This window comes from Flavobacterium sp. ALD4 (genome assembly GCF_002836475.1).
Taxonomy (GTDB): Bacteria; Bacteroidota; Bacteroidia; order Flavobacteriales; family Flavobacteriaceae; genus Flavobacterium.
On record NZ_PJBJ01000030.1, the window covers coordinates 800,241 to 822,641 of the forward strand.

At 36.3% G+C, this 22,401-nt stretch carries 17 protein-coding genes, 1 tRNA gene and 1 pseudogene; 14 read left to right on the top strand and 5 right to left on the bottom strand.

The genetic code is table 11. The annotated features are described in order from the left end of the window. Positions 1-125 precede the first annotated feature (125 nt). The 3 genes and pseudogenes from CXF59_RS12220 (at position 126) to CXF59_RS12230 (ending at position 4,162) form a co-directional block, all read left to right on the top strand. Positions 126-677 (top strand): hypothetical protein, encoded by a 552-nt coding sequence (locus CXF59_RS12220; RefSeq protein ID WP_101138037.1) that lies wholly within the window; start codon positions 126-128, stop codon positions 675-677. A 186-nt stretch (positions 678-863) separates the two neighbouring features. Then, positions 864-1,772, top strand: coding sequence for a DUF6377 domain-containing protein (locus CXF59_RS12225; RefSeq protein ID WP_157824577.1), 909 nt, complete (start codon positions 864-866; stop codon positions 1,770-1,772). Positions 1,773-2,044: 272 nt separating this feature from the next. Continuing rightward, a pseudogene (locus CXF59_RS12230) lies at positions 2,045-4,162 on the top strand (glycoside hydrolase family 97 protein). A gap of 91 nt (positions 4,163-4,253) precedes the next feature. Here the strand turns inward: CXF59_RS12230 and CXF59_RS12235 are convergent. From CXF59_RS12235 to CXF59_RS12255, 5 genes are all read right to left on the bottom strand, one after another. After that, the gene (locus CXF59_RS12235; RefSeq protein ID WP_101138039.1) at positions 4,254-4,715 is read right to left on the bottom strand and encodes an FKBP-type peptidyl-prolyl cis-trans isomerase; all 462 of its coding nucleotides are present in this window, start codon (positions 4,713-4,715) and stop codon (positions 4,254-4,256) included. An 85-nt stretch (positions 4,716-4,800) separates the two neighbouring features. Then, on the bottom strand, positions 4,801-6,153 hold the full coding sequence (locus CXF59_RS12240) for a DUF5689 domain-containing protein (protein ID WP_101138040.1): 1,353 nt from the start codon (positions 6,151-6,153) through the stop codon (positions 4,801-4,803). 18 nt (positions 6,154-6,171) lie between these two features. Next, positions 6,172-9,009 (bottom strand): TonB-dependent receptor, encoded by a 2,838-nt coding sequence (locus CXF59_RS12245; protein ID WP_101138041.1) that lies wholly within the window; start codon positions 9,007-9,009, stop codon positions 6,172-6,174. A 666-nt stretch (positions 9,010-9,675) separates the two neighbouring features. Continuing rightward, a complete protein-coding gene (locus CXF59_RS12250; RefSeq protein WP_101138042.1) occupies positions 9,676-10,716 on the bottom strand; it encodes a Gfo/Idh/MocA family oxidoreductase in 1,041 nt (346 codons plus the stop codon). Between the two features lie 357 nt (positions 10,717-11,073). Further along, on the bottom strand, positions 11,074-12,144 hold the full coding sequence (locus CXF59_RS12255) for an NADH:flavin oxidoreductase/NADH oxidase (protein ID WP_101138545.1): 1,071 nt from the start codon (positions 12,142-12,144) through the stop codon (positions 11,074-11,076). A gap of 202 nt (positions 12,145-12,346) precedes the next feature. On the opposite strand from CXF59_RS12255, the gene rseP reads away from it, so the two are divergent. The 11 genes from rseP to CXF59_RS12310 all read left to right on the top strand — a co-directional run bounded on the left by rseP (position 12,347) and on the right by CXF59_RS12310 (position 22,367). Beyond that, positions 12,347-13,690, top strand: a complete 1,344-nt coding sequence (gene rseP / locus CXF59_RS12260) for an RIP metalloprotease RseP (protein WP_101138043.1) — start codon at positions 12,347-12,349, stop codon at positions 13,688-13,690. Positions 13,691-13,793: 103 nt separating this feature from the next. Beyond that, positions 13,794-13,867 (top strand) — tRNA-Asn (locus tag CXF59_RS12265). 226 nt (positions 13,868-14,093) lie between these two features. Further along, positions 14,094-15,308: a site-specific integrase gene (locus tag CXF59_RS12270; protein WP_101138044.1), complete on the top strand. Its 1,215-nt coding sequence runs from the start codon at positions 14,094-14,096 to the stop codon at positions 15,306-15,308. A gap of 339 nt (positions 15,309-15,647) precedes the next feature. Then, on the top strand, positions 15,648-16,034 hold the full coding sequence (locus CXF59_RS12275; RefSeq protein ID WP_101138045.1) for a hypothetical protein: 387 nt from the start codon (positions 15,648-15,650) through the stop codon (positions 16,032-16,034). 126 nt (positions 16,035-16,160) lie between these two features. After that, positions 16,161-16,799, top strand: coding sequence for a hypothetical protein (locus CXF59_RS12280; protein WP_157824578.1), 639 nt, complete (start codon positions 16,161-16,163; stop codon positions 16,797-16,799). A gap of 237 nt (positions 16,800-17,036) precedes the next feature. Then, positions 17,037-17,381, top strand: coding sequence for a hypothetical protein (locus CXF59_RS12285; protein WP_101138047.1), 345 nt, complete (start codon positions 17,037-17,039; stop codon positions 17,379-17,381). Positions 17,382-17,488: 107 nt separating this feature from the next. Further along, complete coding sequence (locus CXF59_RS12290; protein ID WP_101138048.1) at positions 17,489-18,382, top strand: AAA family ATPase; 894 nt, start codon at positions 17,489-17,491, stop codon at positions 18,380-18,382. Next, positions 18,363-19,340 (top strand): DUF3871 family protein, encoded by a 978-nt coding sequence (locus CXF59_RS12295; protein ID WP_101138049.1) that lies wholly within the window; start codon positions 18,363-18,365, stop codon positions 19,338-19,340. Before CXF59_RS12290 ends, CXF59_RS12295 begins: the two co-directional genes overlap by 20 nt. 72 nt (positions 19,341-19,412) lie before the next feature. Continuing rightward, on the top strand, positions 19,413-19,661 hold the full coding sequence (locus CXF59_RS12300; protein ID WP_198554693.1) for a hypothetical protein: 249 nt from the start codon (positions 19,413-19,415) through the stop codon (positions 19,659-19,661). A 456-nt stretch (positions 19,662-20,117) separates the two neighbouring features. Beyond that, positions 20,118-21,641 carry a hypothetical protein gene (locus CXF59_RS12305; protein ID WP_101138050.1) on the top strand — a complete coding sequence of 508 codons (1,524 nt, stop codon included), beginning with the start codon at positions 20,118-20,120 and terminating at the stop codon, positions 21,639-21,641. Positions 21,642-21,707: 66 nt separating this feature from the next. Then, the gene (locus tag CXF59_RS12310) at positions 21,708-22,367 is read left to right on the top strand and encodes a GIY-YIG nuclease family protein (protein ID WP_101138051.1); all 660 of its coding nucleotides are present in this window, start codon (positions 21,708-21,710) and stop codon (positions 22,365-22,367) included. The last annotated feature ends 34 nt before the right edge of the window (positions 22,368-22,401 follow it).

The following is a 22,401-nucleotide window of genomic DNA, read 5'->3' on the forward strand; positions in this document are numbered from 1 at the left end:
TCAACAGTTTTAAAACACCGGTTCCCTTTGATGGCTAACAAATGCAACACTAATTTATTTAGCAAAAGGAATCGCTAATTCCTTTGTGTTTTTAGTTAATTTTACCCGACCTTAATTCCCTTTTAATGAATCGATTTTTGCCATTCTTCTTTGTTCTACTTTTCCCTACATTGCTTTTGGCTCAAGATAATTCAGCATCTTTACTGCGAGAGTTAGATCAGACAATCGAGAATCACCAATACTATTCCAACCAAAAAGAACATACAATTGACTCCCTTAAACAGCTTGTAAAACCTGCTATGAACGACCTTCAAAAACAGGAGATTTATGATCAACTATATGAAGAATATCGGGTGTATAAATCGGATTCCGCCTTGGTTTTTGCTCGAAAAAGTATGCAGATCGCAATTAGTCTGAACGATCCGAAAAGAAACGATCAAGCTGCGCTGAATCTAGCCTCCATAATGGGGACTTTAGGGATGTACAAAGAGGCTACTGAAATTCTTGCAAAAAACCCCGGCAATCGTTCTCCAGAATTAAAAGGTTATTATTACGTTGTAAATAGGGTTCTGTACGGCTATATGTATAATTATGCCACCTCCGTTTATGAAAAAGAAAAATATGCTGCATTAACACAAAACTATCGAGATTCGTCGCTGCTATATTTCCCAAAATAGGCCCGTCAACACCTCATTCTTCAAGCGGAACTATTAATAGAAAAAGGCCAAGAGAACCAATCATTACAGCAGCTTCTTGCCGTTTTCCCCACTATTTCTCTTTCTGATCCGGATAGAGCCGTTTTTGCCTACATCATTTCTCATGCCTATCATCAAAAAAAAGACCGAGATGCTGAAAAAAGATGGTTGGCCATCTCTGCTATTTCCGATTTGAAATTGGCTAAAAAAGAAAATATTTCACTGCGGAATTTGGCGTTTTTATTATACGAAGAAGGCGACATCGACAGGGCTTACAGCTACATACAACGCTCTTTGGAAGATGCGCTCTTCTGCAACGCCCGTTTAAGAACTTATGAGATATCCAAAATGATGCCCATCATCAGTGAAGCATATCAGCATCAGAATAAAATGAACCAAAAGCAACTCCTACTATTTCTGGGAAGTGTGAGTCTATTGACCGTCATTTTATTAATTGTCCTGATCCTGCTTTTCAAGCAGATGAAAAAATTAAAGATGGCGCAAAAAGACTTGAACGAAGCAAACTCACAATTATTAGAACTCAATGTGGCCATACAAACCAGCAATTTACAACTAAAAGAAACGAACAGCACGCTAACGGAAGCCAACCTTGTAAAAGACATCTACATTGGCAGATACATGGATCAATGTTCTGATTATATCGGTAAATTAGAAGGGTATCGCCGTAAATTGAATGTGATGGCAACAGCCGGTAAAATGAATAACCTCATCAGCGCCATAAAGTCAAAACAATTTATTGAAGCCGAACTAAAAGAGTTCTACACGAATTTTGACAAAACCTTTTTACTACTCTTTCCTGACTTTATCAAAGAATTTGAAGGGTTGCTTATTGATACTGAATTGACCCAGCTCAAAGATGGAGACCTTCTGAATACCGAATTAAGAATAGTGGCACTGATCCGTTTAGGTATTAAAGATAGTGCTAAAATAGCTGTTTTTCTTCGCTATTCAGTATCCACTGTTTATAATTATCGTTCCCAAATCAAGAACAAAGCAGCGGGGCCTCGCGAGGAATTCGAGGCTAATGTCATGCAAATAGGAACGAACACAAAGTAACATAACCTACGCTTTGCAACAACGTTTGACAGTCAATATAGTCTAACTGTTCCCTTTATAAGTTAAAAATTTACTACTTTTTTTTATTGTAAAACAACATTAATTACTTATTAATTAAGAACTTAAGCTAAATAAAACTATACGGAATCTACTTTTTTAAAATCACAAAAACATTCAAGGCATAAAGGGTATATATTTACTATATCGAAGTTACGTAAAAACAAAAAACATACTACGCCCAAAAAATAGTAATCTTTAATTTATTCCAAAAAATGAAACATTTAATTATCACTTCCCTTATCTGGCTTGCCTTATTCAGTGGTGCCCACGCGCAACAGTTAAAATCACCGAATGAAGCCTTTACAATGGACTTTTCGTTACAAAATGACGGAACGCCTACCTATGCTTTAAAATACAAGAGCAAAGAAGTTATAAAAACCAGTAAATTAGGTTTAACCCTAAAAAACGACGAAAAATCATTACTGAATGACTTCACGGTAGTGGATACGAAAACCGCCACATTTGACGAAAGCTGGAAACCGGTTTGGGGTGAAGTAGCCGAAATTCGCAATCATTATAATGAACTTGCCATTACTTTAACCCAAAAAGAAACAGACAGACAAATCATAATTCGTTTTCGTTTGTTTGACGAGGGTCTTGGTTTCCGTTATGAGTTCCCATCCCAGAAGAACCTTGCTCATTTTGTAATCAAAGAAGAAAGAACCCAATTTGCCATGGCAGGTGATCATACCGCTTTTTGGATTCCTGGAGACTACGATACGCAAGAATACGATTTTACGACTTCTAAATTATCTGAAATTAGAGGCTAAAGCGAAAAAGCAAAAACAGCCAATGTGTCCCAAACTTCGTTTTCAACTACAGGAGTGCAGACTTCATTAATGATGAAAACAGCAGACGGATTGTACATCAACCTTCACGAAGCGGCATTAATCAACTATTCTTGTATGCACTTGAATTTAGATGATAAAAATATGATTTTCGAATCTTGGTTAACTCCTGATGCAATAGGAGACAAAGGATATATGCAAGCACCAAATACTTCTCCTTGGCGTACTATTATGGTGAGCGATGATGCCCGAGATATTTTGGCTTCAAAAATGACATTGAACTTAAATGAACCTTGTAAAATTGAGGACACCACTTGGATTAAACCAATCAAATATGTTGGTGTTTGGTGGGAAATGATTACTGGTAAAAGTTCTTGGTCGTATACTAATGACTACCCTTCTGTTCAACTTGGCGTAACGGACTATTCAAAAGCAAAACCGAATGGTACGCATGGAGCAACTACAAAAAAGGTCAAGAAATATATTGATTTTGCTGCTGAACATGGTTTTGGAGGTGTTTTAGTAGAAGGATGGAATGAAGGATGGGAAGACTGGTTTGGTCATTCTAAAGACTATGTTTTTGACTTCGTAACTCCTTACCCCGACTTTGACGTGAAGGGAATCCAAGCGTATGCAAAATCTAAAGGAATAAAAATGATTATGCACCATGAAACTTCAGGGTCTGTTCGCAACTACGAGCGTTACATGGACAAAGCCTACCAATTCATGAAAGACAACGGATATGATGCTGTAAAAAGTGGTTATGTCGGGAATATTTTACCGCAAGGGGAAAGTAATTACAACCAATGGGTAGTAAACCATTATCAATATGCATTAGAAAAGGCAGCCGAATATAAGATTATGATCAATGCGCATGAGGCCGTTCGACCTACTGGAATAAGCAGAACGTATCCCAACTTAATAGGGAACGAATCAGCCAGAGGAACGGAGTACCAATCCTTTGGTGGCTCTAAACCCAACCACGTTACTTTATTACCTTTTACCAGATTAATCGGAGGCCCAATGGATTATACGCCGGGGGTTTTTGAAATGGATTTGAGCAAATTGAATCCAGACAATCATTCGCATGTAAACAGCACGATCGCAAACCAATTGGCTTTATATGTGACGATGTACAGCCCGTTACAAATGGCGGCCGATTAACCGGAGCATTACAATCGCTTTTTGGATGCTTTCCAATTCTTTAAAGATGTGGCTATTGATTGGACAGAAAGTAAATACCTAGAAGCAGAGCCGGGACAATACATTACTGTTGCTCGTAAAGCGAAAGGAACCAGCAACTGGTTTGTAGGGAATGTTAATGGTGAAACACCTCGTACGTCAAACATTAAATTTGACTTCTTGGAGAAAGGAAAAAAATACACCGCAACTATCTATGCCGATGCGAAAGATGCGCATTATAAAACAAACCCGCAAGCCTATGTCATCCGTAAAGTGGTTGTGACCAACAAATCAAAATTATCTCAATTGAGTGCACCGGGCGGAGGTTATGCCGTTAGCATCATTGAAATCAAAAAGTAATTAAAATACAAAGAGGCTGTCTATCAAGACAGCCTCTTTTATTATAGAACAATTATAAGCTAGAAATCTAGCTAATGAAATTTTAATCTTTTTAATTTACAGCGATTAATTTAACCTCAAAGATAAGCACGGAGCCACCTGGAATCCCACGGCTATCATTACTTCCATACCCTAAGTGAGACGGTACTAATAGCATACCGCTACCGCCAACTTTGAAATAAGGAATCCCTTCTGTCCATCCTTTGATTACTTGTTGTAAACCAAACGATATACCATCATCACTACTTTTATCAAATACATTTCCATTAGTATAAGACCCTTTGTAGGCTACAGTTACATTAGAGGATGATGTGGGTTGAGCTCCAGTTCCAGCATTATTAATCACATAATATAAACCTGTGCTGCTTTTTTGCGCAATCAATTTATTTGCGGCAATATAGTCGACAATTTCTTTTTCATTTTGAGCCGTATAATCAACATTCGATGATTTTTTTGTATCTGATATGCAAGAAACAAATAATAAAGAAACAAGTGATAATAAGATATATTTCATAATTTGATTTGATTTATAGAGCTGCAAATATATAAAATTACACGCTACATAAATCGCATATGTTTTATATGTCTAATAACCAATTTTACTTCCCAAAAACCTGTACATCATCCACCTGAAAAGCGCCGTCCAAAGCTAGATTTTTTCCGGAACCGATGTACTTGAAAGCGATGTTGATTTTCCCGGTGTAAGAGGACAAGTCTACTCCGCCGGAACCCACGAACTGATACCAAGGCGTGGACTGTTTGGGCAAAATCACCTTGAGCGGTGTCCAAGTCGCCTTACTGACATTCAAGCCGTCAAAATTAGTGGAAACAAATACTTCCAGCGAATTCAAAGGCCAATCCACATCAAGGTGATGTTGGGCGGTTCTAAAAGTCAGTATTTCATTGGTATGTGCATCCATATCAATTTTGGGCGAAATCAACCAAGCGATATTAGACAGCACTTTGGCTCCCGTGGTATTGAACTCGGCGTACCCATTTCCGGAATACACGGTTCCTTTCCAGAAGATGGTGCCACTCTGAACGATATTTGCCCATCCGGGAAGACTCAAATTGGTTTTATCCACCACCGTTTGGAAATCTTGGGAGAAAAAAGGGACTGTTCTTGGCGCAGTCATCACCACATCTTTTTCGGAACGCACCAGCAACTGATAATCCGAACCAAATTTAGTCAAAACCCCTCTCACCTTTCCGTTTCCAGCCGGCACCATCTTTTGGGCAAAATCAGCATAACTACTCGTTCTGAAAAGCACCTGATTCCCAAATTTATCTATCAGGCTCCAGTTAGTCGCGCCACCAACATTATTGGTCTCTTCAAAATAGTGTCGGCTAAGCGCTGCCTCGGTAAACTGAACATCAGACAATTCTACCAAAGTGTTTATATTGGCATCGGAAACTACATCTGGAATCGCAAGGCGCCGAACCAAAAGATCTTCGCCTAAAGTAGTACAGGAAGCGTGCAGCACGTTTTTATAGTCGTTTTGCGACAGTCGCCCCACGGCACCTTCATTATAAGAGTTGACATAAATCCCCCCGATACGAAGACTTCCATAATTGATATCGGTATACTGGTTTTTTAGTTTTACATATACTTTGTTTCCCACTCTGAAATCAACATAGGTATTGGTAGCATCCACAGGAACGCTAAACCCTACCGCAGGAGCTGTCGCCGTTCCAATAGTCTGCAAAGAAATAGCTTTGAAAAAATTGCCATTTTCATCACTAGAAACCACGTAGGCTTCAATTATATCGTCATATGTGTATTGGGTAACGATGGCGCCGGCATTAGTACGGACTTCCGCTACCGTTTTATTTGCGGTAAAATCTGGCTGGGTACAGCGCAGTTTTGGTATCTCCACCGCATCGTTTGCACAGCCTAAAAAACCAGTGGCAAACACCATCAAAAAAAGGAAACTATAGAAAGTGGATCTCATAAGTTGGGTTTTTTATATTTAAAAATTGAAGTAGAGATTAACGAAATACGTTCTTCCGTAGCCGTAAAAATATTTATTACCAAAAGAGGGTGTTCCGCTGGAAACATCCTGATTTAGTTGTCTGAAATTGGCATTTCTTGCTTGTTCGTAACCGCCCGTTTTATAGTTGGAGTCGAGTATATTATTGACGCTCGCAAAAAGCCCTAGATTTTTTCCTTTGATGCGCCATGATTTCCCTCCTATAAGATTAAGCAGTACCACAGGATCGAATTTTTCCTGCTTCAATAGTTCCCTCGCCCGTTCTTCCGTGGCTTCTGGAAAAGGAAACCCGCTGGCGGGATTAGTATAAAAACCATCCGTTCTTACTATCGGTGAAACATCAATGTAGCTGTCTGCCAGTAAATTAATATTGGCTCCTATCCACCAGTATTTAGGGTCTCGGTAGTCAATTCCCAATCCGTAAGCCTGTTGTGGCATGCCGGCTTGCCTGTAATTTTTTAAAAGCGCCGATCCAAAATCGAATGACGGGTTCGTGTTTTCTGTGGTAGCCACCGCATCGTTATTGATACTCACATTGGGATTACTGTCATAGGTAAACTTACCATATCCTGCTGAAAAATTTCCTTTTATCGTACTGGTGATTTGGTATTCAAAACTGAATTCCCCACCAATATTCTTTCGGTCCAGATGGGTCAGCGTTTGACTTACAAAAGCATTCGTATTCGTATATCCGGCGCCATTGTCAAAAATACCTTCCGCATAAAAAAAGGAAGTTTTAGTGGCATTTTTTATCGTCGAATAATAAGCCGTCAATCGCGCTTTTAGTTTTGGCGAACGAAAAACATAGGTCGCATCGAGGCTGTTTAGAGCTTCACTTTGTAATCCATCCACAATAGAATTATTCAATCGTGCATTCGGGAACGTATTTCGGATTGTGGGTGCTTTAGACAGGTGCGCCCCGTTGAAATTCAAGGATTGCTTGCCTGAAATTTTAAATAGGATACCGCCTTTAAAACCAAAATTCTCAAAGGGTACTTTCTCGCTTTTGCCAAAGGAAATTGTTTCATAAATTCCGTTTTTGTACATGCCCTCTCTTTGATAATTCGTACTGGAGAAAGATTGCGCCAAATAGAACTCAATTTTGTCATAAGAAAATTTAAACTGAGTAAAAGCATCAAAAATAGTGGCAGCATACTTATAATTGTATCCATAAGCATCTCCTACAACAACCTGTCTGTTTGGATTATTCAAATCAGATTGAGCCTGATTACCGCTATAGAAACCATCAATATCCTCAAAATAGGCACCGCCCAACAGATCCAAAAGCTGTTGGTAATTATGCGATTTCAAATTCCGCAACGACCCTCCCGCATTCATAATAAGATTTTCATTTAGTTGCGTATTGAAATTAGAAGAAGCCACCACCGTTTGATCGTCCGTCCGGTCTTCGTATAAAACATAATGACTTTTGGCTGCTTCATACCCCGTGATATTTCCATTGGAATCTATTATTGCTTTTTGATTGGCCTGATACAGGGCATTCCAATCAATTTGGGAATTTGCCAAAAACTGAAGACGGCTCTTTTCTGCATTTTCATTATCTGGCGTAAAAGCTCCTGAATATTCTCCCTCGTCTTTTCCGTAAAGCGAACTGTAATAACTGGGTAGTTTTCTAAAGTAAGTTGGATCTGGACTGTTGGCATTTTGGTAATCCAGGTTGCTGTTGCCTATTTTGCCGAACTGAACCATCACACTGGAGTTAAGATTACTGTGATCATTAATCTTAAAATAATGATTCAGCATCAAGATTGGTTCTTCAATAGTTTTTACTCTAGCATTTCTTTTCTTTCCGTCCTGATATCCCCAATAGGAGTTGTAGGTTTCGCTGGTCAATTCAGTCACCTCAGCGCTATTTGGCGAATTTTTTCCTCGGCTGTTTGGAGTATAAAATCCTGTAAAATTCAGGGAATGACTATCGTTTAATTTCTTTTCGACACTCAAAAAAAGAGAATTCCCATCGTAAGTCGTTCCTTCAAAATAGCCTTCATCTGCATATCGCTTTCCCGCCGAAACTACGAAAGCCCACCCGCTGTTACCCATTCCTGAGGCAAAGGTCCCCATCATGCGTCCCCTGTAATTCGTGTTGGTTGCCGAAACAGTAATTCTTGTTCCTGTTCTATAAATGGAAGCACGGGTATTGATTTCCTGAGTCCCTAATATTCCACCAAAAGTATAATCGGAAGGAGCGGTCCCAATAGCAAATTCCTGGTTTCGAGTGGCATCGTTTAGTCCACCCCAATTGCCCCACTGCGGCCTGCCATCATAAGATTTATTCATGGAAACCCCATTGATCATAGTCATCGCATTTTCACTGTCCAGTCCCCGAATCCGGAAACGTACCTGACCCCAATTGAAAGCGGCAGCTTGTTGAAACGCATCTTTAGAAGACTGCAGCAATCCTGAAGTACTCTCTGAACCGCTATTGTCATCAGTTAACTCATTTTCGAAAAGTCGGATTAAACTCCTTTGCTGGTCTAAAATTTCATCTTCTTCCAGCATTATCGTGCCTAAATCAAGTAGTTGCCCGATACGGATTGTTACCGGAAAAAGCGCGTCTTTGTAGCCTTGACTGTGGAAAAGCAGCAATTGATCACCCACAATTAAGTCGTCAAAACTAAATTGTCCGTCGGAGGCGGTCAGCTGCATGGCATTCGTGTTTTGAACAGAAACGACTACATAAGCTAAAGGCCGCTGTGTTTTGGCATCCAATACCGTCCCTGAAATTCCCGTTTTGTTTTGTGCGAAAGCAAATCCCATTTGTAAAACAACAAAAAACATCAACCCAGCTTTTTTCATAAATCCATTTTCTTTATCACCACAATAAGTCCACCAACCAATTTGGGGACTTTATCTTTTAAATAAAATAGGATAGATTTTACTACCAGGCATAAAAAAAATCCAAAATAGGATAATGCATCGGCAATAAAAGAAAAGTGTTTTTGGTAAATTTGGTTTAAAACCAAAAAGGACTAATTTGAAAGCGGTTCTAAAAGTGGTATTTAGAAACCAAGAGAATAGTTCTATTCTTTTTTTCAAGTTATAAATGTAATTAAAATACAATGCCTTTGTTAATTTTTGATGAAATAATATAAATAATTGTTAATTTAATCGTTTTTTACACGTTAGACCTCTTGTAATACTGTGTTTGAGATAAAGAAAATATTTTATCTAGAGACAAATTGTTACCTGTAAAGCACCTCTGTTTTTCTGGAGAAGGTAAAAAAGCTGATTTTTAAAACATTAAGGAATTAAGGTTACCTGAGAATAAACTTTTAATTTTTCTTAATCTCTTAACAGTTACTTTTTTAAAACTGGAATAATAACTAACTCGTCGAATGTAGTTATCAACAACGTCCGTTCAGTTTATCCCGAACTTATTCTCGATACATCTCGCTAAAAAGCGTGATACTCGACCTGAGGAAGGTTTTCATCAAAAACAAATTAAACCCCGGGGGTCAGCGACTATAAATCAATCACTTTTTTCTGAGCACTGCTTTGAATCGCCGCTTCAATAATTTGCATAACCCTCAGCCCGTCTTGTCCGGTAACGGGTTCTTCTTTGTCGTTTGTAATGGAATCGTATACCCCATCAAAAAAGTCGTAATAATTCCCCTGTAGAGTCGGTATTTTACCCTGCACTACTTTGCCGTCAATTTCGGTATGTACGAGCCCTTCTTTTTCGATAGACTCGGTTCCCCAACTCTCCAGATTCGGTTTTTTGCCCAATTTCAAATCGTCTTCCTGCACATCGCCCCGTGGTTTCAGGAACGATCCTTTTTTACCGTGAATGGTATAAGCCGGATTCGCTTCCCGAACAAAAAAACTAGCTTTTAACCGCACTCGAAAATTGGTGTAATACAGTAAAATGTCAATCCAGTCGTCCACCAAAGAGTGTTCACGTGTCGTGCGGATATCAGCATTAACAGCTTGCGGAAATCCAAATAAATACAACGCCTGATCAATTAAATGTGGGCCTAAATCTTTTAGGATTCCTGCACCGGCATTGGCAGTTTCTTTATGTTGCTTCGGACTCAAAAGCGGGTTGTAGCGGTCGAAATGGAATTCAGCTTCGACGATGTTACCCAATACACCATCCAAAAGAACCTGGCGCACTGTTTTAAGATCGCTATCCCATCTCCTATTTTGGAAAACTGAAAGTTTCACTTCTTTTTCCGTGGCCAAGGCAACCAGTTCCTCTGCTTCAGCCACTGTGGTGGTAAAGGCTTTTTCTACTACGACATGTTTTCCCGCCAACAGCACTTTTTTGGCATATTCAAAATGGGTTCCCACCGGCGTGTTCACGATGACTAACTGAGCATCAGACGCCAAAACGCCCTCTAAAGTGCTATAGCTCTTTACGTTGGGGTAATCCTGTTGAATCAATTTTTTACTTCGCTCCCAAGACCCGACCAGTTCGAATCCAGGGTGAAATTCAAGAAATGGTGCATGGAATACTTTTCCGGACATACCGTAGGATAGCAAGGCTGTTTTTATTTTTTGCATACTTTTTATTTTATAGCGGTAAGGTTTTTTACCACATAAAGAAGTGAGTTAATTTTGATTAAACCGAGAAAGCTTCGCTTTAACAAAAAGCAAACTTATTATAAACTTTTCTTTTAAGCATCTACGTCCTATAAATCCATTTAAACATTCGGGCGCTTTTAAAAGCCAAGCTTAAATTATTTCGTGTTTTCGGCATTTGCTATCGGGCAACATAGCTATGCGATGTCAAAAAAAAGGTGAAGCGCCTTGTAAGGCTTGTAAATTCTATGTGTCTCGGTGTTTAAAAAACTAACCAGTCTCAACTTTTCTAGATTACTTAAGAGTTAAAAACAGCATCAATTTAATGAACGTCTCTGCTTATTTTGTTTTAGCGCGTTCGTACTGTTTTGGCCAAGAGACATCTTCATTTAAATCTCGAGCAAAAGTTAAAGCTAAATAAGGATTTCTCAAAGATTCTCTAGCAAATAAAACCAAATCTGCTTTTCCAGAGCTAATGATTTCTTCTGCTTGATGGGCTTCAATTATTAGGCCTACAGCTCCAGTTAGGATTCCGCTTTCTTTTTTGATTTTTTCAGCAAATGGCACTTGGTAATTAGGAGCTACAGGAATCTTTTGATAAGGTACCAAGGCACCAGACGAAACATCGATTAAATCAACTCCTTTTTCTTTTAAGATTATAGAAAGCTGTACAGATTCTTCTGTATTCCAACCTCCATCTGCCCAGTCTGTGGCCGAAATACGGACAAACAACGGCAATTCTATTGGCCATTCCGATTGTACTGCTTCGATCACCTCAAGTGTCAGACGAATTCTGTTTTCAAAACTTCCTCCATACGCATCCGTTCTAACATTGGATAAAGGAGAAAGAAACTGATGCAATAAATACCCGTGAGCCGCATGAATTTCCATAACCTGATACCCTGCTTTTACCGCTCTTATAGTTGCTGCCTTAAAATCAGCAATCACTTTATGGATGCCATTTTCATCTAATGCAATAGGTGCTTTTTCTGATTCATGATAGGCAATCCCACTAGGAGCTACTGAATCCCAACCTCCTTGATCAGCGGCTACCTTTCGTCCACCACTCCATGGAGATGCTGCGCTAGCTTTTCTACCAGCATGCGCCAATTGAATTCCAGGAACTGAATTTTGACTCACGATAAATTGATTTATTTGAGCTAATTTTTCTATATGCTCCTCTTTCCAAATACCTAAATCTTCTGGAGAGATGCGTCCTTCTGGAGAAACACTAGTGGCTTCTTGGATTATTAACCCTGCACCACCCGCAGCACGACTACCTAAATGCACTAAATGCCAATCATTAGCAAAGCCATCGACAGCTGAATATTGACACATCGGTGAAATAACAATTCTGTTTTTAAGCGTAAGGCTTTTTATCTGTAAGGGGGAATATAATAGAGGTGACATAATGATGATTTTATAAAATATGAGTTGAAATTTTAATCGTTCTAAATGCGATACCGTAAAGTTACGCGACATCCAGCCAAGTAAAAAACCATACAGCATAATTGTTGACTAAGCAATTGTAAAATAGCGTAATTATAAGACTTTCAAAATAAAATAGAAAACCCTACTTTTGTGCAATTCAAATAAGAACTTAAAATAAAAAATGGATATATTTATCAAGCTTTCGCAATTTTTAATGAGTTTATCATTATTAATAATACTTCACGAATTAGGACACTTTATTCCCGCTAAATTATTTAAAACCAGAGTCGAAAAATTCTATTTGTTTTTTGACGTTAAATATTCTCTTCTAAAAAAGAAAATTGGAGATACAGAGTACGGTATCGGATGGTTGCCTCTGGGCGGATACGTTAAAATTTCAGGGATGATTGACGAAAGTATGGACAAGGAACAAATGGCTTTGCCCCCTGAACCTTGGGAATTTCGCTCTAAGCCAGCTTACCAACGTTTGATTATCATGTTAGGTGGGGTGACGGTCAACTTCATTTTAGCCTTCATCATATATATTGGGATGGCGTTTGCTTACGGAGACACTTATATTGCCAATGCAGACATGAAAGACGGTCTATTAATTGAAAATCAGGCATTGCTGAACGCCGGTTTCAAAACGGGTGATAAAATCATTTCTGTTGACGGCACAAAAATAATGAAGTTTGACAATGACATCAATATGAAAGTTGTTTTGGGAAAAGAGATCCTTATCGAAAGAAACGGAACCCAGCAAACCATAAAAATGCCTATTGATTTTATCGATCAATTGTCTAAATTTGAAAAAGGAACCTTACTGGACATCAGAAGGCCGTTTGTGATTGGTGCGGTTACTGACGAGTCTACCAATAAAGATTTACAAGCCAAAGATGTTGTAGTTACCCTTAATGGTCAAGCTGCAAAATACATAGATCAGGCAAAAGCTATATTAGAAAACAACAAAGGAAAAACCATTTCTGCAACGGTATTGCGCGATCAAAAAGAGAAAAAAATCCAAGTTACAATTAACAATGACGGAGTGTTAGGAGTTAAACTTGCTGGATTAAGTTTTGCTTCCATGGAAAAATTAGGCTACTACAAAGTAAGCCAACAAGAATTTGGTTTCTTAGAATCTATTCCAGTAGGGATTATAAAAGGAAAAAACCAAGTGGTAGGATACGGAAAACAACTAAAAATGATTTTCAGTCCTAGCACAGGGGCCTACAAACAAGTGGGTGGTTTTAAAGCCATATTTGATATTTTCCCTAGTACATGGAGCTGGGAAACGTTCTGGAACATCACGGCTTTATTATCAATTATGCTTGGGGTAATGAACTTATTGCCTATTCCAGCACTCGATGGAGGTCATGTCATGTTTTTATTATATGAAATTATCAGCGGTAAAAAACCAAGCGACAAGTTCCTTGAAAATGCACAAATGGTTGGTTTCGTATTACTTATATCACTGTTATTATTTGCCAACGGAAACGATATTTACAAGGCAATTGTAGGGAAATAAAAAAAATTAAAAAAAGTTTAATTTTTGTTTGCACAAATCAAATGATAGCCTATCTTTGCACCGCTTTACAACTGTAACAAACGTTACAATTTATTGCTCAGTTTCCTTCTTAGCTCAGTTGGTTAGAGCATCTGACTGTTAATCAGAGGGTCCTTGGTTCGAGCCCAAGAGAGGGAGCTTTTATTAAAAAGACTTTACAGCAATGTAAGGTCTTTTTTGTTTTTAAGCCATAGTGAAATCAGTATTTCACGGAGATTCAGTAGATAAAAGCTAATTCTGGATTTTGCCAAATTGCCAAGTTATTTTACTAAAAAAAGGCAACATATTAGGCATCATCTCTTTTTCTAAAAGGCATCACTTTTTTTATCGTAACCATTTGCATGTCTGACTAAAACAAAAAGTTATGACTACAGACAATTTCAAAATTCTATTTATTGAAGGAAAGAATAGAAAAAACAAGAAGAATCAATCTCCATTATTTTGCCGACTAACCCTAAATGGGAACAGAAAACAGCTTAGCACAGGCATTAATATTGAGTCCGAGCATTGGGATACCAAAGACCAAGTAATTCTAAAATCCCACAAATCTGCAATTCTATACAACTCTCAACTTGACAAGATAAAATCTAAGGTCAATAGTATCTACATGATTTTAAGATTACAAGAAAATCCTTTTTCTATTGAAGACATTCACGACAAATACTTTGGTAAAGAACTAAAGAAAAGTGAATTTATTCTCTCCTATTATAAACAGTATCTCTCCAAAATTAAAAAACTAGTAGGACTAGAAATCAAAGATAATACCTATAACAAGTTCGTATATGTAGGCAACCACTTAGAAGCTTTCCTCAAATGGAAATATAAGAAAACAGATTACCCACTAAAAGAACTAAGTCTACAGTTTTTAACTGATTTTGACTACTATCTTAAGACAGAAAAGAAGCAAGAGCAAATTACGATCAACAAAACCATTCAAAGACTAAGAACACCTATAAAGCAAGCTATCTCAGAAGGCTATTTGGATAGAGACCCGTTTATAATGCACAAGTCTAAAACAGTCCGTAAAACCGTTATATTCCTTTCTACAGAGGAACTCAAAACCCTTGAAGAAGCTGTATTACTACAAAATAGACTTAGTATAATTCAAGACTTATTCATTTTCTGTTGTTACACAGGATTAGCCTATAATGAAATGGCACATCTTGAGAAATCGAATATTCAAATAGGTTTTGACAATGTTAACTGGATTCAGATGAAGAGAGAGAAAACACAACGTCAAATCTCCATTCCAATACTTCCTAAAGCTCAAGAGATAATTGAAAAGTATTCAACTGACGGCAACCTCATATTCCCATCTATAAGCAATCAGAAATTCAACTCGTACTTAAAGGAGATTGCGGATATAACTGGAATTGAGAAAAGATTGACACATCACACCGCACGTAAAACCTTTGCCTCAACTGTCCTCCTATACAATGATGTTCCAATGGAAATCGTATCAGAGTTATTGGGGCATTCCAACATGCTTATTACACAGGAAAGTTATGGGAAAGTAGTGCAAAGAAAAGTGAGCGACGAGATGAAGAAATTAAACTTAAAAATTAGTAAAAATCACTAAAAGTTGGTATTGTATATGTTAAATAATATCTATTTATTTGTTCAATATGCCTAATTCTTTAAACTATTTCCCTACAGATGAGCAAACTCGTAATGAAATGCTTTTTAAAAGAATTTACTTTGTAAATAACCATCGCGCAACAATTTAACAACCTAAATTCAATTAGTATTATCCCATAAATAGATTTATCACAAAACTACTTCTACTTTCATTTCTTATAATTTTGCATTTATCAGCGTTTGGGCAATACAACATTAAAACGATTAATCGACCTGACGACATACACACTGGAGTATTTTAACTGCCAGAGACAATTAAATATTAACTTAAATCAATACTATGTTTGGATTCGCTAAAAAAATTAAGGAATATTCTAAATTGGGTTCAGCAATGAACGAACTGAATAGACAATTAGATTTACTTGGAAATCATATTGAAAACAGCACTTTTCCAAGTGACTTTGATGAGAATGTAATAGGTCTAACGTTCATTATTCGTAATGAAATTTTAAATAGAATGGACGAATATAATTGGAATATGGAAGGACCTATTTTGGTTGCCTCTATACATTCCCGTAACATTACCCTATTAGAAGCTTACAGTGTAATAATCACTAAAACACGTAATCTTTCACTTCAATTGGAACCAATGGTTCAGAAAGGAGTGGAAGATATTTTAGCTAAAGGTGAAGCTTATTATGAATTAGAAAGAATTTCGAGAAAGTAAATAAAAAAACAACGGATAAAACTTGCTATAATTAATTTGACCAATGCCTTAATGGAAAAATGGTTTTGCATTTGATTGAAACAATCAAAAAATTTAATTAAACAAACAATAATTAATTTAATAAAGATGATGTACCTTATTTTATCAGCAGTAATACTTATTGCAAGTAAATTTATCTACGATAGCTTTTTGACTAATAACACAGAAAAAAATTGGGACGCCTACAAAAAAAGTAATCCTCACGGATCAATCGTATCTGAACACAGCAATGCATTCAATTTAAATACTAATGCAAAACTAAGAACGGATGGTTATTATTTATCCATTTTTAATGGAACTGATTACAATGGAGATATTTTCAAGATGTTTTTCATAATGTTTTTTACTAAAAACGGATTTGTAGCTATCGATGAATTTGAGAATTTAGAGAATTATATGGATCTTAATAAAAATGATTTCAAACAAGTTTTAATAAATGCTGATTTAGTTTTAGAAGCTGATATAGCGTCAGGTATCGTAAAGTATCAAATTAAAAATGGAGGGATTTCAATGCAGTTTTATGACCCTAACGAATATTCTAATTTAGATCTTAATAACAATTCGTTATTAGAGCCAAACGTCTTTAATGAATGGAAGGGTACGATTCTTCATAACGGACTTCTACTAACATTTTCAGAATCTTTCTATAATGAATCACTTAAAGACTATACAAAAGAGAGTAGAATAAAAGATTTAAAATTTGAATTTACACAAATTAAATTTTAATAAAGTAAATAAGAGCAGCCAATACGGTTGCTCTTTTTGGTTTAACACAATTCCAAAAATATTTTTTTAAAAATTTTTCAAAGCAAGCGTAACCTAAGCTAAATTCATGCCCCGACTTTCATAAGGTTTTGGGCGATGCCCCTGCCAGAACATGGGGAGAGTTGAATCTTCATCCTCATAATTCCGCCAAGGGCAATGTCTTATCGTATTGTATAATCTTATAAATCACAAAAAACTATGGTAAGTGTAATTGGTTACAAATCTATTGAAAAAGAAGACGGAGAGAGCTTCTTAGTGTTGGTACTACAGGGAGGAGTTGAGTCTGTAAAAAGTCAAGCTACGGGTAAAATGTATTTTACTGCAAGAACGGTTAATGTACCCGCCACCTTTGACGAAGAAACGTGTAAAAGTCTGATCGGTTCACAATTTGAAGGTATTGTTAAGAAAGTGGCTAGCGATCCTTATGAATACACGATAAAGGAAACTGGCGAAGTTGTCGAACTAAATTTCCGTTACGAATTTGTAGCAGATACTGAGGAAATAATTAAAGAACAAGTTGTTGCTGCAGAATTCGTCGCATAGAAATTCGCTAAATAATGATAAAGGTCTCCCTAACAAGGAGACTTTTTTTGTTTAGTGCATAACGGAAATGCAAGATTACCTCCTATTAAACATTTAAATCTAAAATCATGAAATTACAAAAGGCAGAACGCCATCAAGTTAAATTACGCATTGGACTTTCAGGTCCTAGTGGATTTGGGAAAACCTATTCCGCATTATTATTAGCGTACGGAATTACAAATGATTGGAACAAAATTGCTTTGATCGACACTGAAAATAAATCAGCTAGTTTGTATTCCCATTTAGGGGATTTTAATACCCTTTCATTAGAAGAACCATTTAGCCCAGAACGCTATACTACGGCTATTCAGCTATGTGAAAACTCAGACATAGAAATCATCATTATTGATAGTATCAGTCAAGAATGGATGGGAAAAGGCGGTTGCTTGGAAATTCACGAACAGTTGGGTGGTCGATTTCAAGATTGGGCACGTGTAACTCCTCGTCACCAATCTTTTATAGATGCTATCATATTGTCTAAATGTCATATTATCACTACTTCAAGGAGTAAAGTGGATTACAGCTTAGACAAAGATGGTAATGGGAAAACAAAAGTAATGAAATTGGGTACTAAGTCAATTACAAGGGAAGGTTTTGAATACGAGCTTACGGTCAATTTTGAACTTCTAAACGACAATCACCTCGTGTCAGCATCTAAAGATAGAACAGAATTATTTTCTGGAAAACCTGAATTCATTATCAACTCATCAACAGGGAAAAAACTAATCAAATGGTGTAATCAAGGAATTTCAATTGAGAGAATAAAAGATGAAATCAGCTCTTGTGAAACAGCTGAAGGATTAAAACAGATCTACAATAAATATCCAAATCTAAGTACTGAACTTTACTCTATTGTAATGGCTAGAAAACAGATTTTAGACCAAACATCAGCACAATTAATCTACGAAGAAGAAATTATTAAAAACTTAAACCCACTAGAAAATGAATTTAGTATTAAATAATCACAGTAGTCAAATTATAGATAAAGCAGAAGTTATTGTTTTTCCAAAAAGGAATTTCATAGAAGCAAATACAACTGAAGTATCCCTGAATCACCTCAAAAACGACTGTACTATTCCTGTTTTTGCAAAAGACAACGAATGTACCATAAGTCACTATGAATTTATCAACAGTGCCAAAGAAGTTGTGGAAGATATCTTAAATTACAAAGGCGTTTTAAAGCCCGATATACGAGTTTCTCATGTAATAAAAGGAAGAATACCAACTGCAATTGGAAAGCCTGCAAAGGACCTCCTAGAATACGAAAAAACCATTTATTATGAGCGAATGGCATTTGTTATTGAGGTACCTGAAATTAGCGAAGTTATTAATGGGAATAAACTCAACTTGACCATTGGCGGAGTGAGAAGTTACAATCAAGAGAACCTCTTCAGTAAAAAATCTATGGAGAAATTTAAAGTTTTTGTGGGCTTCCAGAACACGGTTTGCACAAACCTTTGCATAAGTACTGATGGACTTAAAGAAGATCTTCGGGTCAGCTCAATTATGGAGTTAAGAGCCAAAATTTACGAGCTCATTAATAATTACAAGAAGAAAGAACACCTTATTAATATGGAACGTATGTTTCGTTACTCCTTAACAGAAATTCAATTTGCACACCTAATTGGTAAGATGAAGCTATTCGCTTATTTGAGTAAAGAAGAGAAGCAGATGCTTTTTCCTTTAGTAATGAAAGATAGCCAATTAAACATAGTTGTCAAGGATTATCATACAGATGCTCACTTTTCTAAATCCGAGAACAATACCATTAGCTTTTGGAACCTTTACAACCTGTTCACTGAAGCTAATAAGAGCACTTACATTGATAGTAACTTAGAAAGGAATGTAAATGCGTATGCTTATGTAAACTACCTGTTAAACAGCGTTAAAAAGGAGGAATTGAACTATTTCATCCATTAATATTATATAGCATTTTTATCGGTAAATAGGTAACAAACTTACCCACTAATAAACAATAATATCTCTATAAAAATGACAAAAAGAGAGCTGGCAGAGCTGTTAAAATTCAGTTCTCCGCGAGAAATCTATGTAATTACGCATTATAATGTACTGAAACGTGTCTTTTGTCCTTTTCGCGTGACTGTTTTGCAAGAAATTGGAACACTAAAGAGAGGACAGATTGTTTTAGTGCAAGAAATCAAGGTTACCTATGAGTTAAAAACCGTTTACATAATTAATAATGACGCCTATTTTTACTATCACTTTGATATTATAATGTAATTAGGCAAAGCTGTTATGCTGTATTTTGTATAGTATAAAACTTTTGAGACGGTTTCAGCTTTATCAAAAAACCCCTGAAAACGTAAATAGCTATTGTTTTAAGTTGCACAAACTACATTTATTGCATTTTTAAGTGTAGTTTTGCTTCTTATTTTAAGAATAAGTAAGTTATTTAACTTTTAACATGATAATAACTTAATAAATATTAGGAATTGTCAATAATATTTACTATCTTTGTGCTTATAGAATCGAGCTAACTTCATAAGGTTCGTGATCACAAAAGAAAATACAAAAAATCTACAAAACACATAACATCACTTCCGCTTTTTATTAAGCTTAATTCCATTTTGCAAATTATCTAAGTACACTTTTACCTGAAAAGAATCAGTCAAAAGCAATAAAGCATTTAGAGTAATTGCATTTCAAATTTTTTTTTATTCAATTAATTTTTAAGAAATGGTTTTAAAACACGATGAGTCTCAGAATAACACTGGGCAAATGGCAATGGTAAATTGCAATGACAAATTAATTAATCAATCAAGTACTTCAACTCCCTCTCCTTCTTACTCCTATTCATCTATGTCTCCCTTCATATATGTTACTGATGATAGAATAGAGGACAAACCTCTTGAAAAGCCAGTAAAATCAAGGGTTAAGGAGTGCTATGACATCGAAATGACAGGTGAAAATCATACAGGTTTTCCGCTATTTTTTCAAAGCAATATAGCCACAATCTTTATTCCTAAAAAGGTCAAAACTCATTTAGAAAGATTTGTGCCAAACCAGTATTTGAAAAATATTGACAGGGATAAAAATATTGCCATTGAAAAATGCCTCGCCTTTGTTTCAAACCTATCTTCAACATACTATGCTGATGATAGATTTAAGAGTTTGTCCTCAACAAACCTGGACGAACAAAGTAAAAGAGGAAGAGACAATACATTTGTCTATAACCACATTATTAAAGCGCTTACGTATTCTACGAATACTATAGAAGCAATAATTATGGTTAAAAAAAATAAATTTGGAAACGAAACCTACCAAGAAGGCGTAGTATGCAAAGAATACGGCTTCACAGACGCCTATTTTAAGGGCGATTTAGTCGAGTATATCATCAAAGACAAAGGAATTCTTCAAAAAAGAAATAAGTTCTTTTACAGTCAGTTAAAAAAGGCTCATGACAATCCCATAGCAAATAACTTAATTAGTTTGTATTCTACAATTGAACTTCCAAGTCATGCTGAGATCAGACTACAGGGGAAAAGATTAACAAAAGTAAATTATAGAACTAAAAAAGGTAAGATCCTTACATTCTTAAATAAACACCCGAAGTCATATTATAAAGATGCCAGTGCAAGAAGTTTTGTTGAACAAAACATAAAGTTATTTGATTATTTAACCAAGCGAGGATTTATGATTCCAATCATAGGTACAGATAAATCTGGTGGAAGAGTAGTAGACAGCTTTACTCTAATGCCAAGTTGGATTAGAAGCCTAGTTAAAATCGATGGAAAATCTATCGTTGAAGTTGATTACAGTGCTTTGCATCCAAATATCGCAATGTCACTTTACGGAGGTTTAAGAAAATATTTGACTCATATTCAAGTTGCAGAGAATAGCAATATTGACTTGTCTAATGTTAAAATAGCACACCTCTCTTATTTCAATGAAAGAGTGCAAGGAATGAAGCGTAGCCCCATTTATAGCTACTATAGTGAATCAGAAATGGTGATGAATGAAGCAATCATTAAGGAGAAACAAATGAGCTTAAAAGAGTATAGAATCACCTCTATGAGGATGTTTGCTAAAGAAGTTGAAATAATGACAGAATGCATTAAACAGCTAAATTATAAAGGGATTTACGTTGGATATGTCTATGACTCTTTGTTTTGTGAAGAAAGTGATGCAAAATTAGTAGCAGAAATAATGAATACAGTTGTTTTAAAGTTTAATGTATTCACAACCGCAAAAATAGGATAGAAATAACCCTATACTTTATTAAAACAACTGCCTTTTATCAATTTCAAAATTAATTACTTATCACATATGGAAAACACTATAAATACTTATATTATATACAAAGCGCAAAACACTTTTACAAGTGAAACATACATCGGCGCAACTACAAAATCTCTTGAGGAGAGAAAAGCAGACCACCTACAAAAAGCCAATAAAAAAGTGGGTGGTTATTTTCAAGAAGCAATCGGTACTTATGGTTCTGATGCTTTTACTTGGGAGCAAATTGACATAGCTTCAAGCAGTGACGAGCTCGCATCTAAGGAGATCAACTATATTTCAGAGTATTCCGCCCTTGAAAACGGCTATAACTCCGACAAGGGTGGTGGCATCAAGAAAACTGTCTATAAATATAATTTAAATGGCTCATTAAATGCCACATTTGAAAACTTGACCCTCGCATCAGAAACAATATCAGTAAGAAAACAAGATATATCCCGTGCCTGTTGGAGTGTTAATAACAAATTAGGAGATTATTTATGGAGCTATGAATATGTAGAGCCATTTATTCCTACAGAAGATTACAGGCGTAAAGTAGTAGTACAGTATTTATTAGATGGTACTGTTGTGTCTAAATTCCTTTCAGTTGCAGAAGCTTCAAAGGAAACTGGAGTTTCAAAAACCTGCATTTCAAAATGTTGCCGTGAAGAACGGGATAGTTCCGGAGGTTTTATCTGGGAGTATTTGTAAAAACTAAGACGGTGTAATAGCCGTCTTTTTTTGT

What these genes read in the sequence shown, in the direction of transcription:
- CXF59_RS12310 (WP_101138051.1), top strand. Translation starts at nt 21,708, where the DNA reads ATGGAAAACACTATAAATACTTATATTATATACAAAGCGCAAAACACT.
- CXF59_RS12290 (WP_101138048.1), top strand. Translation starts at nt 17,489, where the DNA reads ATGAAATTACAAAAGGCAGAACGCCATCAAGTTAAATTACGCATTGGA.
- CXF59_RS12255 (WP_101138545.1), bottom strand. Translation starts at nt 12,144, where the DNA reads ATGTCACCTCTATTATATTCCCCCTTACAGATAAAAAGCCTTACGCTT.
- CXF59_RS12245 (WP_101138041.1), bottom strand. Translation starts at nt 9,009, where the DNA reads ATGAAAAAAGCTGGGTTGATGTTTTTTGTTGTTTTACAAATGGGATTT.
- CXF59_RS12270 (WP_101138044.1), top strand. Translation starts at nt 14,094, where the DNA reads ATGACTACAGACAATTTCAAAATTCTATTTATTGAAGGAAAGAATAGA.
- CXF59_RS12250 (WP_101138042.1), bottom strand. Translation starts at nt 10,716, where the DNA reads ATGCAAAAAATAAAAACAGCCTTGCTATCCTACGGTATGTCCGGAAAA.
- CXF59_RS12235 (WP_101138039.1), bottom strand. Translation starts at nt 4,715, where the DNA reads ATGAAATATATCTTATTATCACTTGTTTCTTTATTATTTGTTTCTTGC.
- CXF59_RS12300 (WP_198554693.1), top strand. Translation starts at nt 19,413, where the DNA reads ATGACAAAAAGAGAGCTGGCAGAGCTGTTAAAATTCAGTTCTCCGCGA.
- CXF59_RS12275 (WP_101138045.1), top strand. Translation starts at nt 15,648, where the DNA reads ATGTTTGGATTCGCTAAAAAAATTAAGGAATATTCTAAATTGGGTTCA.
- rseP (WP_101138043.1), top strand. Translation starts at nt 12,347, where the DNA reads ATGGATATATTTATCAAGCTTTCGCAATTTTTAATGAGTTTATCATTA.
- CXF59_RS12220 (WP_101138037.1), top strand. Translation starts at nt 126, where the DNA reads ATGAATCGATTTTTGCCATTCTTCTTTGTTCTACTTTTCCCTACATTG.
- CXF59_RS12280 (WP_157824578.1), top strand. Translation starts at nt 16,161, where the DNA reads ATGATGTACCTTATTTTATCAGCAGTAATACTTATTGCAAGTAAATTT.
- CXF59_RS12305 (WP_101138050.1), top strand. Translation starts at nt 20,118, where the DNA reads ATGGTTTTAAAACACGATGAGTCTCAGAATAACACTGGGCAAATGGCA.
- CXF59_RS12240 (WP_101138040.1), bottom strand. Translation starts at nt 6,153, where the DNA reads ATGAGATCCACTTTCTATAGTTTCCTTTTTTTGATGGTGTTTGCCACT.
- CXF59_RS12285 (WP_101138047.1), top strand. Translation starts at nt 17,037, where the DNA reads ATGGTAAGTGTAATTGGTTACAAATCTATTGAAAAAGAAGACGGAGAG.
- CXF59_RS12295 (WP_101138049.1), top strand. Translation starts at nt 18,363, where the DNA reads ATGAATTTAGTATTAAATAATCACAGTAGTCAAATTATAGATAAAGCA.